The organism is Streptomyces sp. NPDC002838 (genome assembly GCF_040295365.1).
In the GTDB taxonomy this organism is placed as follows: domain Bacteria; phylum Actinomycetota; class Actinomycetes; order Streptomycetales; family Streptomycetaceae; genus Streptomyces.
The window spans coordinates 1-13,494 of record NZ_JBEOVF010000075.1 but is presented as its reverse complement, the minus strand read 5'-3'; the positions used below and the strand labels follow the sequence as shown (position 1 = coordinate 13,494).

The window sequence follows — 13,494 nt, the reverse complement described above, 5'->3', positions numbered from 1 at the left end:
CTCGAACGAAGCAGTAGTCGGCGTGCTCGGCGGCGAACCTCATGCGGTCACAGCCACCGGACCGTCCGCGTCACCCGGGTCACGACCGCCGCATAGCCGATGCCGACCAGGAGGGAGGCGAACAGGGCGGTGAGGGGGAAGTCCTCCTGGACGTAGGGGTAGACCTGGTAATGCGTCAGGTAGATGTACAGGGAACTGCTCGCCAGCACGCCCGCGAGCGCGCTGAGCGGGCCGAGGCTGGGCAGGGTCGGCACCCAGATCAGCAGCGCCAGCCCGACGATCACGAGGGTCGTGCGCAGGGGCTGGTCATGGAACAGGCCGGGCACGGTGAGCACCAGCACCGCCGTCAGCAGCGCCCGTTGCCGCACGGCGGAGGCCCGCGCGGCCGCCCACCCGAGCGTGAACAGCCAGAAGACCACGGTGGGGCTCAGCTGGGGGCGGGCGGACGCCAGGTCCAGCAGGTCGTAGCGGCCGACCAGGCCGACGGCGGTGAGGGCCAGCGGCACGCCGAACACGTACCGCCGCTCCAGCCGGTCCAGCAGCGGTACGGCCATGAGGACGGCGAGGAAGACGAGGAAGTAGACCAGGGCCTCCACGAACCAGTAGGCCCAGTCGAAGCGGTCGTTGCCCTGGTCGAGCACGCTGTTGAGGAGCAGGGCGTTGGCCGGGTCGTAGAAGTCGGTCAGGACCACCGCGCCGGTGATCCACACCATGCTCGGTACCGCGATGCGGGCGATGCTGCGCCACAGGTGCCGTACGCGCTCGCGGCGCCCCGCGTCGGTCAGCTGGAAGCGGGCGAAGTTGTAGCCCGCGACGCAGAGGAGGATGTGGGCGAAGCCCTTGATGTCGAAGATCTGGATGTGCGAGCCGACTATGAGGATGATTCCGACGGCGCGCAGGGCGATGCCGGTCTCCAGGGTGCGGCGGGTCCGCCAGGACTTCGGGCTCGTCCAGGATCGCAGTGCCCCCAGGAGTCCCGTGGCCGGGCGGGCCCGCCGCGGCTGCGGCCCGTCCTGTCCTTCCGGCCTCCGGGCCGCGGGTGCCGCCATGGTCCGCAGTTCGCGGATCGTCCTCGTGTGCCAGTCGGTGGGCAGGTGGCCCAGGGCGTCCTCCAGGCGCAGGGACATCTCGACGTAGCACAGTGAGTCGCCGCCCAGGCCGGCGAAGCTGCTGTCCTCGGTGACGTCGGCGCGGTCGAGGATCTCCGCGTAGAGGCGGCGGAGATCCTCACCGGGGTCGGGTGCCTCCCCCCGCGCGGGGCGCGTCAGTCGCCGTACGGCCTCGTAGTCGGGCTTGCCCGTGGCCAGGCGGGGGAGCCGGTCGAGGACCCGGACCCGTACGGCACGGGACGGGAGCCCGCACTCCTGCGCGACCAGCCGCCGGATCAGTGCCTGGTCACCGGTGGGTCCGAGCGCGGCCACGGCGAGCGCCTCCCCGTCGCCCGCGCAGTACGCGGTGACCCCGCGCTCCTCCAGCAGGGACTCGACGCGCTGCGGGTCGATCCGCAGCCCGAGGATCTTGGCGAAGCGGCTGCGGCGGCCCACGATCTCGTAGAGCCCGTCGGGCGCGCGCCGGGCGAGGTCCCCGGTGTGCAGTTCCGTCACGGTCCGGCCGAGGGCGAGGTCGGCCGGGCCCCTGGCGTAACCGAGCATCACGTTCGGCCCGGAGTAGACCAGTTCGCCGGTGTCCGGACCGTGGCCGTCGACCGGTCGCAGCCGGAAGGAGCCGCCGGGTATCGGCACGCCGACCGCCTCGGGGCGCTCGGCGGCGAGCCCCGGCGGGAGGTAGGCCATGCGGGCCGTGGCCTCGGTCTGGCCGTACATCACGAACAGCTGCCAGCCCGAGCGGGCCCCCAACTCGGCGTACCGGGTGACGCGTTCCGGCGCCAGCCGGCCTCCGGCCTGGGTGACGCGGCGCAGGTGCGGCAGGTCCATCCGCTCGAAGCCGACCCGGTCGAGCAGGTCGAAGGTGTACGGCACGCCGGCCAGCGAGGTGCCGCGGGCGGCGCGGAACTCCTCCCAGAAGGCCGCCTCGGACACCGACCGCTCGGTGAGGATCAGCCCGGCGCCGCGCACCAGGTGGCTGTGGATGACGGACAGGCCGTAGCAGTAGTGCATCGGCAGCGTGGTGGCCGCCCGGTCGGTGTCGCCGAGGCCGAGGTACGTGGCGATGGACTCGGCGTTGGCCTGGAGGTTGTCGTGGGAGAGCCGCACCAGCTTGGGCGAGCCGGTCGAGCCGGAGGTGCTCAGCAGCAGGGCGAGGTCCCGGTGGAGGGTGTGGGCGCTGTCGCGGTGCCGTTCGTCGAGGATCCACGTCCCGTCGGCATCCGGGCGGGCCACGACGTCGGGGGCGTACGCCTCCGTCAGCGTGCGGATCGTGCTCTCGCTGTCGCCGGGGACGAGCAGGACGGGGTGACCGGCGGACAGGGCGGCGAGATGCGTGACGAGCGCGTCGGTCCGGTTGGCCCCGGCCAGCAGCACCAGCCGCCGTACGGGCCCGAGGCGCTCGGCGGTGGCGGCCACCCGCTCGGCCAGTTCGCGGTACGACAGCTCCCCCTCCGGCGTGACGAGCGCGACGCGGTCGCCGTAGGCCGCGAGTTCGCGCGCGAAGGGCACGCCGTTCGGCCGCAGAGGTCGCACAGGCCGCACCGGTCGCACGGGCTGCGCGGGCAGCAGATGCACGGGGGACGGAGCCGGGAGGGGCTCGGAGGGGTGGAGCACGGGGCGCGCCCTTTCCGCGGCAACGTCCGCTTCAGCACAGAACCCTTGACGTTTAGGTAAGCATTACCTTATTCATGACAGGGTCATAATCAAGCCACAGAAGAGTCACAGGATCCGCTTCGCCCCCGCTTTCCACCGACATGACCGGCGGTGGCACACAGGCGAGCCCCGCAGGAAGGCACACACCATGCGACGCCCCTCGGTTCGCCGGACGACCGCGCTGGTCGCGGCCGGTCTGCTGCTCCCCGCCCTCGCGGCGTGCGGCTCCGGCGACAAGGACAGCGGGGGCGAGGGCGACGCCTCCTCCCTCGTCATCTACTCCGGCCGCAACGAGAAGTTGGTCAAGCCACTTCTGGACAAGCTGGAGGAGGCCGTCGGCGCCGAGGTCGAGGTGCGCTACGGCGACAGCGCGGAGCTCGCCGCCCAGATCCTGGAGGAGGGCGACCGCACCAAGGCCGGGCTGTTCTTCTCCCAGGACGCCGGCGCGCTGGGCGCCCTGTCCAAGGAGGGCGTGCTGCAGAAACTGCCTTCGGCCACCCTCGACAAGGTCGACGAGGCGTACCGCGGCTCCGGCGATGACTGGGTCGGCCTCTCGGGACGCGTCCGCGTCATCGCGTACAACCCGGACAAGGTCGGCGAGGGCGACGTCCCGGACAGTGTCTTCGACGTGGTCGAGCCGGAGTGGAAGGGCAAGGTCGGCTTCGCGCCGACCAACGCCTCCTTCCAGGCCTTCGTCACCGGCATGCGCGTCCTCAAGGGCGACGACGCCACCCGCGAGTGGCTCGAGGGCCTGAAGGCGAACGGCGCCAAGACGTACGCCCACAACCTCGCCACCCTGGACGCCGTCGAGGCCGGCGAGGTCTCCCTCGGCCTGGTCAACCACTACTACTGGTACGAGCGGGTCGCCGAGAAGGGCGAGGACAAGGTCAACTCCAAGCTGCACTTCCTGCCCGGCGAGGACCCCGGCGCGCTGATCAACGTCGCCGGCGCGGGCATCCTCGCCGACAGCGGACAGAGCGGGACCGCGCAGAAGGCCGTGGACTACCTGCTGTCCAAGGAGGCACAGACCTACTTCGCGGACCAGACGAAGGAGTACCCGCTGGCCGCGGGCGTCACCAGCACCGTGGAAGACCTGCCCGCGCTCGAGTCGCTCGAGGCTCCCGACATCGACCTCGGCAAGCTGGAGTCCCTCCAGGAGACGCTGGCCATGCTCCAGGACGTCGGACTGGTCTGACCCGCCGTGCCCACCTCGCCGTCCACCTCGCGCCCGGCCGGAGCCCCCGCCCCGGGCGGGCGCGAACGAGGGAGCGGCCCCGGCCTTCCGGCCCGCTCCCTGCGCGGGCTCGGAAGGACGCGTACGGCCGGCCGGAGGCCACCCCTGGTCCTCCTCGTCCCCGCCTGCGTGGCCGCCCTCTTCGCCCTGCTGCCCCTCGGCTACCTCGCCGTCCGCGCCCTGGAACGCGGCCCGGCCTTCGCCTGGGACGTCGTCGCCGACCAACGCACCCTGGACCTTCTCGGCCGCAGCCTCGGCCTGACCGTCGTGGTCGTGGCGGCCTGCCTGGTGCTGGGGGTCTCGCTGGCCTGGCTGACCGTGCGCACCGCGCTGCCCGGCGCCCGTGCCTGGTCGGTGCTGGCCACGCTGCCGCTGGCCGTGCCCAGTTACGTCGCCGCGTTCGCCTGGCTGTCGGCCGAGCCGGGCCTCACCGGGTTCGGCGGCGCCGCGCTCGCCCTGACGCTGGTCAGCTTCCCGTACGTCCATCTGCCGGTCGCCGCCGCGTTGCGGGGCATCGACCCGGCGCAGGAGGAGGCCGCACGCTCCCTCGGGCACGGACCGCTGCGGACGTTCGTCAGGGTCACGCTCCCGCAGCTGCGACCGGCGGCCGCGGGCGGAGCGCTGCTCGTCGCCCTGTACGTGCTCTCCGACTTCGGCGCGGTGTCCCTGATGCGGTACGACACCTTCACCCGGGCCATCCACACCTCGTACCGCGCCTCCTTCGACCGGACCCCGGCCGCCGCCCTCAGCGTGGTGCTGGTCGTGATGACGATCGCGCTGGTGGCCGCCGAGGCCCGGACGCGCGGACGCGCCGGGCACGCCAGGACCGGCACGGGCACCGCCCGCCCCGCTCTCCCGGTCGCCCTCGGCCGGTGGCGGCCGCTCGCCCTGCTGTGGTGCGGGGCGGTTGCGGCCGTGGCCGTCGCCTTCCCGCTGGGCACCCTCGGGTACTGGCTGGCCGTCGGCAGCTCGGCCGGCCGGGACCTCGGCGGGCTCGCGGAGACGGCCTGGGCGACGTTCGGGGTCGCGGCGGCGGGCGCCGGCCTCACCACGGTCCTCGCCCTGCCGGTCGGGGTGATCGCCGCCCGGCACCGGGGCCGCGGCGCCCGTCTGCTGGAACAGGCGGCGTACGCGGGACACGCGCTGCCCGGCATCACGGTCGCGCTCGCCCTGGTCTTCTTCGCCGTGCGCTACGCGTACCCGCTCTACCAGCAACTCCCGCTGCTGGTCGGTGCCTACGCCGTACTGTTCCTGCCCGTCGCGGTGGCCGCCACCCGCGCGGCCGTGCTCCAGGCCCCGCCCGTCCTGGAGGACGTGGCCCGCTCGCTCGGGCGACGGCCGTGGCAGGTGCTGCGCGAGGTCACCGTGCCGCTGGCCGCGCCCGGCGTGGCCGCCGGGGCGGCGCTCACCTTCGTGGTCTGCATGAAGGAACTCCCGGCGACCCTGTTGCTGCGCCCCACCGGCATGGACACCCTCGCCACCCGGCTGTGGACCGAGACCGGCGCCGGATCCTTCGCGGCCGCCGCCCCCTACGCCGCCGCGCTGATCCTGCTGGCCGCCGTCCCCTCGTACCTCCTAGGCAGGCACCGGACATGAACGCACTGCACGTCGAAGGGCTCACCAAGTCATACGGAGCCGGGGAGCCGATCCTGCGCGGCCTCGAACTCACCGTTCCGGCGGGCGCGTTGGCCGCTGTCCTCGGCCCCTCCGGCTGCGGCAAGACCACGATGCTGCGGGTCGTCGCCGGTTTCCTGCGCGCCGACGCGGGCACCGTCCGACTCGGCGACCGCCTCCTGAACGGGCCCGGCGCGCATGTTCCGCCGGAGCGGCGCCGCATCGGCATCGTGCCCCAGGAGGGCGCCCTCTTCCCGCACTTGAGCGTGGCCCGCAACGTCGCCTTCGGCCTGACCGGCGTCGACCGCTCCCAACGGCGGCGCACCACGGACGAGATGCTCGAACTGGTCGGCCTCGCCGGATACGGCGACCGCATGCCGCACGAGCTGTCCGGCGGCCAGCAGCAGCGCGTCGCCCTGGCCCGCGCGCTCGCCCCGCGCCCCCAACTCGTGCTGCTCGACGAGCCGTTCAACGCCCTCGACAGCGCCCTGCGATCGGGAGTACGGGCCGACGTACGAGCAGCGCTGCGGGCGACCGGGGCCACGGCGGTCCTCGTCACCCACGACCAGCAGGAGGCCCTGTCCACCGCCGACCTCGTCGCCGTCGTACGGGACGGCCGGGTCGCCCAGTGCGCCACCCCCCAGGACCTCTACCGGCGCCCCGCGGATCCCTGGATCGCCGGCTTCGTCGGCGACGCCGTCCTGCTCCCCGGCACGGTCGACGCCGACGGCACGGCCGTGACGGCCCTGGGCGCGGTGCCCCTCGCCGCGCCGCCCGAGGGTCTGCGGACCGGCACGGTCCTGCTCCGCCCGGAACAGCTCCTCCTGACCGCCGCGGACTCCGAGGGCTCGGTCAGGGGCACGGTGACCGACGTCGCGTACTTCGGCCACGACGCCATGGTCACCGTGGCGGTCGAGGGCCACGACATCCCGGTCGGCATCCGGGTCGCGGGCCCTCTGGCCGTCCGCCCGGGGGAGGAGACGGGTGTCCGGGTCGTGGGGGAGGCGGGCCTCCACCCGTAGCGGCGGTTCAGTACAGCGCTGCGGGTTCGGCGGTCCAGGTGATGTGCGGGGGCTCGACTCGTGCGCACAGGGGGTTGCCGTCGTGGTCGGTCAGGCCGAGGCGGCCGACCAGCAGGCCGTCGCGTGCGGCGGCGGCGAGTATGTCCTCGGGGACGGCGTCGAGCATGAGCTTGGCGCGGCGGAACATGGTGAAGCGGCCCGAGTCGTCGACCGTGCCCCACGACAGATAGATGAACCGGCGGCCCAGACGGTCCTGCACGTACGGGCCCTTCACGTCGATGCCGGTCGGCGTGGCGTGCGCGGTGCACTCCAGGGTCCACGTCGCGGACGCCGCGTCGCCGGGCTGGGGGTCGAGGAGTTCGGCCGGACGGTCGCGGCGTTGCACGGCGACATGGAGGTTGGTGTACGTGGGGGCGTTGCCGTCGGCGGGGGCCGGGCTGGTGCGGCCGGGCAGGTCGACGGCGTCGATACGGATGTGCATACCGGTGTGCATACCGGCCATCATCCGCTGCCTGCCGGGCGCTCAGCCGGGAATGTCGGGGGTGAACTCGTCCCGCCGCCACTGGGAGTCACCGAGCGGGTAGTTGTACGCGGGCCGTCCCACGTTCCCGCTCGTCCGGAAGGGCTTGCCGTTGTCGTCGACGCGTACGGTGCCCTTCTTGTCGCCGCTGGACCACTCCAGCTCCAGGTACCAGCTCACGTTGTTCGCCCGCGCGTCCGCGAAGACGTAGAAGACTTCGGGATCGGACTCGCTCACCTTGTACGGAAAGTCGCGCTGACCGGCCTTGGGGGAGATCCGGGGCCGCCCGGCATCGAGGTCCACACCGAACGCCGTCGTCTCCACGCCGCCACCGCATCCGACGCCCATCGCGAAGTCGTTCCAGTCGAGCGGCGCGCTCTTCTCCACCACCCGCACATGGAGTTCGTCCAGGACGACGGTGGCCTTCCCGGCGCCCTGCACGTTCAGCGCGAGCATCTGCTGCCCGCCGGCGACCCCGCCGAACGCGGTGACCCACCCGCGCGCGTCGGGCTCACTCGGCGGCGGAGGCACCTCCTCGGGCTTGCGGTCGAGCAGGTAGTGCTGGCTGCACGGCCCTTCCCACTTGTACGGATCGACGGTGACGCGGGGCGCGGAGGCCGCGTCCTCGGCACCGCCGCCCTGGGCCGCCCCGGCGCCACCGTTCCGGGATGGGGAGGGGGAGGGGGAGGCCGTAGGACTGCCGCTGCGCGAGGCGGACGGCGAGGCCGACCTGCTCTTGGCGTCGGTCGGCTTGGAGGCGCCGGGACTTTCGTCGGCGGACTGGGAGGCGGCCCCCACGGACTGCTTCCCGCCCCGGTCGTCATCGCCCTCGCCGGGCACGAGATTCACCACGAGCGCGGCCGCTACGAGGGCGGCGGCCACGGTGGTCCCGGCGAGAACGACGGTACGCCGCCGCCGCGCCACGGGAGCCTCCGTCAGGGGCTGCCGCTCGGTCTCGGGAACGGCCTCGTCCGCCGCTTCGGACTCCGCCGCCCCGGTGTTGAGGTTCGCCCCGGTGCCGCCCTCCGCCGCCCCGGTCCCGGCCTCCGCCGCCCCGGTCCTGACGTCCGCTCCGCTCCCGCCCTCCGCCGCTGTCCGCGCCCGCGGTTCCTCCTCCGCGGGGGCCCCGGCCGCCTTCTGCCTCCGCCGGGCATCCGCGAGAACCCACCGCCGATGCAGCTCCACCAGTTCCTCGGGCGTCGCCTTGCACACCCGCGCGAACCGCTCCACGGGCGCGTAGTCCGTCGGTACGGCGTCCCCGTTGACGTACCGGTGAAGCGTGGACGTACTCGTGTGCAGCCGCTTCCCGAGCACCCCGTAACTGAGCCCGGACCGCTCCTTCAACCGGCCCAACAGCTCGGAGAAATCGTCCCCCGCCACCGTTCCTCCCTCTCCCCACGTCCCGGAACCCCGTTCCAGGGGCAGGTCATTCCCCCAGGTCAGAGCTGTTACAAGCGTTCCAGCGTTCCGTATGCCCCGGCAGTCGTGGCGGCCGGGACGGATCACCGCACAAGCTTGGGCCATCCAAGCACGCCGCTCCCGGCACCCGGTCGAGCGGCCCGTGCCGACACCCGTACCGCACCAGGGGGATTCCATGTCCACACGCACCAACCGCACCCGCATGCTCGTCGCCGCCGCGCTCACGGCCGCCACGCTGACGTTGACGGCGTGCGGTAGCGGAGAGGGCGTCCACGACGAGGGGGCGTCGGCGGGATCCGCGTCCACGTCGACGCCCACGGCCTCCGCCAAGCCTTCCAGCCCTTCGCCGAAGGCGAGCGGGGGAACGTCCACCGGGGCGGGTCAGGCCGACCCGGCGAGCTCCACCTCCGAAGGCTCGGCAGGGGGCGCGGCCGGTTCGAGCGGCACGACGGGTTCCGCGGGTTCGTCCGGCTCCGCGGGTTCGTCCGGCTCCGCGGGTTCGTCGGGCTCCACGGGCATCTCGGGTTCCTCCGGCTCGAAGGACTCCGCGTCCGCCTCCATCCACTGCTCCAGCGCCTCCACCCGGATGGCCGCCGCGGTGGTCTCCCGCCCCCTGAACCACCTTCTCCTCACCATCACCAACACTGGCTCGAAGAACTGTGACCTCACCGGCTACCCGGCCGTCCGGTTCGACCAGGCCCAGTCCGTCCCGCCGGCCTTCGAGGACTCCAAGCCGCAGGCGGTGGTCACGCTGGCCCCTGGCGAGTCGGGCTATGCGAGTGTCCTTCTCTCGGCCGCGGACGGCAGCGGCTCCAACGGCCGCACGGCCAAGTCCCTCTCGGTCTCCTTCGGCGGGGGCGCGAGCGTAGCCCGCCCGTCACTCCCCGCGAAGGGTGTGTACGTCGACGACTCGATCGGAGTCTCGTACTGGCAGTCGACCATGGCCGACGCCCTGGCCTGGTGACGAGCCTCCCGGCGCACGTCCGGCACGCGACGACTGATCACAGCTGACAGCACGAAGGCTCGGGTCGATGACCTGGGCCTTCGTCATGCGGCGGGAGGGGACCTGTCGAGCGGCGCGACCCTGGGTGAATCGGCCAGTCGTGTGGTCACGTGCCGTAATGCCCAGGTGCGGAGTGGGCAGGACATGGGTAACTCCCGTACCGCACAGGTGCGTTGCGGATTACATGCCGCCGGCCGGACCGTGAGCCTGTGAGTGGCACCCAGCCCCGATGCCCCGCCGACTACGTCGCAGAGGTTTCATCGAGATCGATGGTGGACGGCTCCCGGTCGGAACCGGGGCCGGGCCCGGAAAACTCCCAAGCCGTGATGTTCACGCTCTTCGGCACGCGGTAGGCGAGCACCATCCAGTCCTTGGAGCCGGGCTGAAGCCGCTCGTCGCACTCAGGGTTCCCCGGAATCCTGTCCAGGTCGTCGATGGCGTCGTAACGACGGCCCTGGTCGTCGATCAGGCTGCTGTCGATGGGCAGCGAGCACGCGAGGTCCATACCGGCCTTCGTGTCGTTGAGGACGACGGTCTCCAGGGCCACGTACTTCCCCTTGGCCCCCGCGCTCCTGGTGCCTCCGTCCATGAGGATCCCGTCGACCTCGTGCACCTTGCTGATCTTGACGACTGCGCCGCCGTTGCGAACTTCCTCGCCGACCTTGAACCCGCCCGCGGCGGCGGTGGCGGTTTCGTCAGGCGCGGCCGAGGCGTCAGGTGTGGCGGTGTCGCGCGGGCCGCTGCAGGCGGTGAGGAGCAGGGCGGTTGCGAGGGCTGCGGTCGCTGCGGTCGTGCGGGTGTTCATGGTTCCCCCAGGATGCTGTTGGAAGCATCTTCCGGCACGGATCGGGCACGGGCCCGCAGCGGGTGGGCGATGGGCGGCGGCGAGACAGGATGAATCCTGAAGCGGGTGTCGCAGGTTCGAGTCCTGCCGGGTGGCACCAGGCAAAGGCCCCGGACCGATCATGGCCCGGGGCCTTTGACGAGGGTGCCGCCGTGAACGGCTTGCCGCGCGTCCCGGGGTGGCTCGCTCAGTAGGTGCTTCGCCGGGGAGTCGTGAGCACGCCATCCGACCGATGGGCCTGCACGGTGCTCAGCCGGGGCCTGGCTGCTGCCGGGTTTCGTCGGTGACCTGCTTCCCGGAGTCGCGTGCCTGCTCGGCTGCCTGGGTGGCCTGGTCGCGGGCTTCGTCCTGCGTGGTACGGGCGGCCTCCGCGGCGGTGTCCTTCACCTCCTGCGCCGCGCTCTGGGCGGTCTCCTTGGCCCCCTCCTTCAGGTGCTGCGCGGAATCCTGCGCGGCCTGCTTCACCGGTTCCAGCGCCTCGCCGCCGCGTTGCATCAGATCGGTGGCCTTCTCCTGCTCCACCTGGGAGGCGGGCAGCATCGAGGCCACCAGCATGCCGACGCCGAAGGCGATCACACCGGCGGCCAGCGGGTTGCCTTGGGTCTGGCGCATCGCCTGGTCCGGAGCCTGCCGTACGGCTTCACCGGCCTGGCCGGCCGCCTCACGCGCGGTGTCGACCGCCTGCCGGGTGCCCTCCTGGGCCGATCCGGCCATGGACTGCGCGCTGCTGCTGACCCCGTGAGCCGTCTGGGAGGCGGATCCCATGACCCGTTCCCGCATGCCCGAGACGGCGCCGCGCATCCTGCGGGTGCGGCGACGGGCTATACGTCGGGGGCTGGTCCGGTCCGTGAGCCGGTCCATGTCGGCGGACAAGCGGTCCCGGGTGGCGGTGATCTCGGCCCTCATCTGGTCGGGTGACGTGCCCATTGCGCATTCTCCTTCAGCGTCTCGACGGTCTGTACGGGCTTCGGGTCCACGGTGCGCATCCGGGTACGGCCCCGTTGGTACAGCACCGCCGCGACCACGGCCCACACCGCGGTGACGATCAGGGCGGCCCAGCCGCCGTCCATCACGTTGGCCAGGCCCAGCACCGCGGCCAGTGACAGGAACAGCAGAACCATGTACCCGGCGAACCCCGCGCCGCCATACATGCCGGCCGCCTTGCCCGCCTTGGTCGCCTCCTGCTTGACCTCGGTCTTGGCCAGTTCGACCTCCTGCCGGAACAGGGTCTGGACGTCGGAGGTCACGGCGGACAGCAGCTCGCCCACCGAGGTGTCCGCACCACGCGCCTCCACTTGGCGGGACGGGATCGAGGCCATCTCTCACACCTCCGGGTACGGACGAGCCGATGCACCGCCCGGGGGCATGCCGACGGACGGCTGGATCTCCGGCGGAGGACCGGACGGCAGCGCCGTGGGTTGCCCCTCGGCCGGCGCCGCAGGCTGCTGTCTGCGCTCAGCGGACCCGTCGGACTTCCCCGCCGCCTTCACCAGCCGTCCGACGGCCAGCCCTGCCAGCAGCGCGCCGCCCAAGAACACGCCGGGGCGTCGGCGGGCGAAGTCCTGCACATCGGTGAGGACGCCGTCGACTCCCTGTTTGTCCAGATAGTCGGCCGCCCGGTGCCCGCCGTCGGCCGCCTGAGCCGCGAGGCTACGGGCAGGCGAGTCGCTCTGGGCGTTCTCCGCCAGCCCGGCCAGGTCGTCCGCCCACTGGCGCAGCGAGCCGGCAGCCCGCCTGGTCTGTTCCTCAGCCTCGTTCATCGCACGGCTCCGCAGGTCCTGGGCGACCGCGCCGACCTGCTGTCGGGTCTCCCCCGCCACGGCCTTGGCCTGGTCCACGGCGGTACCCGCGACCTGTCCCGCGGCCTGCCTGGCCTGATCGGCGGTGGCCGACGCCTCGGCCCTGGCCGTCTCACCGGTCTGCCGCAACCTCGTCGTGTCGCCCTGCGCTGCCTCGCTCATCAGCCACTCCTCCTCACACGATCACGTAACCTTTGTCCGCTATATACGCGAGTGACTGTTTTGTTCTTGTTCACACCGATCAGGGGTGATTTATCGAGCTTTAGCCGATACCCATGAGGGTGGGTTCGTGGACATGTCCTCGGCCTGCGCTTATGACGCGGATCAGCGGCTCCCGCCATCCGGGACTGGCCACGGAGGCGCCCACGGTTCCACCACCACTCCGCCGCAGGTCAGCGCAGCAACCGCAGCCACAAGACCCGAGCTTCCCAAGCTGTCAGTTGGCTGCCTGCCGCTATGGCTGACTGTCATCGGTCGAGTCATACGGAAGCGCGGTCCTCGACCAAGGCACGAGGGTAGCGACGCCGACGTGAGCGATGACCACAGGAAAGAGCTACGCAGTCTCGTCAGCCACTTGGGCGGCGGTATCCGTGACAAGCACTACCGCCCCGCGTACGACGCAGCCGCGAACATCTGCTCCGGCATCTTCGACACGATCCCCGTAGACCTCCACGACGTCGTACACGAGGCAGTCATGGCCGGATATGCAGCCGCAGTGAGCGACCTGGAGGAAGGCAAGCTGGACGACCAAGTTCGAGAGCGGTCCGAGATCATCGAGCGAGGCCCTGCGTGCCCCGGGCCGTCTCAGTTTCCGTCTCATTCAGCGCCGTTCACGGTCGTTCAGGCGGGTCCCAGGGCTGCCCCCCGTCTCGGTGGTCAACCGACCATGAACCCAGGTGAACGCCCTCGAACGACGCTCACCGCCCCACCAGCACAGTTGGAAAGCGTGTTAGTCGCCTCTGACGCTTGGGCCCGGGACACCGCCAGTCGAGGCGGCTAGGTTGAGGGCGTGGACGAGGAAGCGCTCACCATCAGGCTCACGCACGATCAAGCGTTTGTGCTGTCGGACTGGCTCTACCAAGTGATGTTCCAGTCCGACGACCTTGAGGGGATCGTGCACGACAGAGCTGTCTGGTCACCGATCTATGCGATCTCAGGGACCTTGGACAAGACGCTGAGCGAGATGAGCAATGCTCATGACCTGTGGATCGGCCTCGGGCTGGACGCGAAGGGCGTACCTTCCCGAGTGATCGACTTCTGGTCATCGAGTAGGCCGACGT

The 13,494-nt window shown here is 71.8% G+C and carries 11 protein-coding genes and 1 pseudogene; 5 read left to right on the top strand and 7 right to left on the bottom strand.

Translation table 11 applies throughout. The features are described from left to right. Positions 1–47: 47 nt before the first annotated feature. Positions 48–2,639, bottom strand: a complete 2,592-nt coding sequence (locus tag ABT063_RS46810; RefSeq protein ID WP_351067342.1) for an AMP-binding protein — start codon at positions 2,637–2,639, stop codon at positions 48–50. A gap of 268 nt (positions 2,640–2,907) precedes the next feature. On the opposite strand from ABT063_RS46810, the gene ABT063_RS46805 reads away from it, so the two are divergent. From ABT063_RS46805 to ABT063_RS46795, 3 genes are read left to right on the top strand one after another with little or no spacing between them, the layout of a single operon-like run. Beyond that, positions 2,908–3,954, top strand: coding sequence for an iron ABC transporter substrate-binding protein (locus tag ABT063_RS46805; protein WP_351067341.1), 1,047 nt, complete (start codon positions 2,908–2,910; stop codon positions 3,952–3,954). Positions 3,955–3,960: 6 nt separating this feature from the next. Then, positions 3,961–5,589: an ABC transporter permease gene (locus ABT063_RS46800; RefSeq protein ID WP_351067340.1), complete on the top strand. Its 1,629-nt coding sequence runs from the start codon at positions 3,961–3,963 to the stop codon at positions 5,587–5,589. After that, entirely contained in the window at positions 5,586–6,629 is a 1,044-nt protein-coding gene (locus ABT063_RS46795) for an ABC transporter ATP-binding protein (protein ID WP_351067338.1), read from the top strand. The genes ABT063_RS46800 and ABT063_RS46795 overlap by 4 nt, the downstream gene beginning before the upstream one ends. A 7-nt stretch (positions 6,630–6,636) precedes the next feature. On the opposite strand, the gene ABT063_RS46790 is transcribed toward ABT063_RS46795, so the two are convergent. Next, a complete protein-coding gene (locus ABT063_RS46790; RefSeq protein ID WP_351067336.1) occupies positions 6,637–7,122 on the bottom strand; it encodes a DUF5990 family protein in 486 nt (161 codons plus the stop codon). 30 nt (positions 7,123–7,152) lie between these two features. Then, positions 7,153–8,529, bottom strand: coding sequence for a helix-turn-helix domain-containing protein (locus ABT063_RS46785; RefSeq protein WP_351067335.1), 1,377 nt, complete (start codon positions 8,527–8,529; stop codon positions 7,153–7,155). Positions 8,530–8,743: 214 nt separating this feature from the next. Between ABT063_RS46785 and ABT063_RS46780 the strand changes: the two genes are divergently transcribed. After that, on the top strand, positions 8,744–9,532 hold the full coding sequence (locus ABT063_RS46780; protein ID WP_351067333.1) for a DUF4232 domain-containing protein: 789 nt from the start codon (positions 8,744–8,746) through the stop codon (positions 9,530–9,532). A 280-nt stretch (positions 9,533–9,812) separates the two neighbouring features. Here ABT063_RS46780 and ABT063_RS46775 read toward each other — a convergent pair whose 3' ends face one another. The 4 genes from ABT063_RS46775 to ABT063_RS46760 form a co-directional block, all read right to left on the bottom strand. After that, positions 9,813–10,376: a DUF4352 domain-containing protein gene (locus ABT063_RS46775; RefSeq protein WP_351067332.1), complete on the bottom strand. Its 564-nt coding sequence runs from the start codon at positions 10,374–10,376 to the stop codon at positions 9,813–9,815. A gap of 288 nt (positions 10,377–10,664) precedes the next feature. Beyond that, positions 10,665–11,342, bottom strand: coding sequence for a DUF3618 domain-containing protein (locus tag ABT063_RS46770; protein ID WP_351067330.1), 678 nt, complete (start codon positions 11,340–11,342; stop codon positions 10,665–10,667). Then, on the bottom strand, positions 11,318–11,734 hold the full coding sequence (locus ABT063_RS46765; RefSeq protein WP_351067329.1) for a phage holin family protein: 417 nt from the start codon (positions 11,732–11,734) through the stop codon (positions 11,318–11,320). Before ABT063_RS46765 ends, ABT063_RS46770 begins: the two co-directional genes overlap by 25 nt. A gap of 3 nt (positions 11,735–11,737) precedes the next feature. Beyond that, on the bottom strand, positions 11,738–12,376 hold the full coding sequence (locus ABT063_RS46760) for a hypothetical protein (protein ID WP_351067328.1): 639 nt from the start codon (positions 12,374–12,376) through the stop codon (positions 11,738–11,740). An 847-nt stretch (positions 12,377–13,223) separates the two neighbouring features. On the opposite strand from ABT063_RS46760, the pseudogene ABT063_RS46755 reads away from it, so the two are divergent. After that, positions 13,224–13,494: pseudogene (locus ABT063_RS46755) on the top strand (hypothetical protein); the annotation flags it as partial.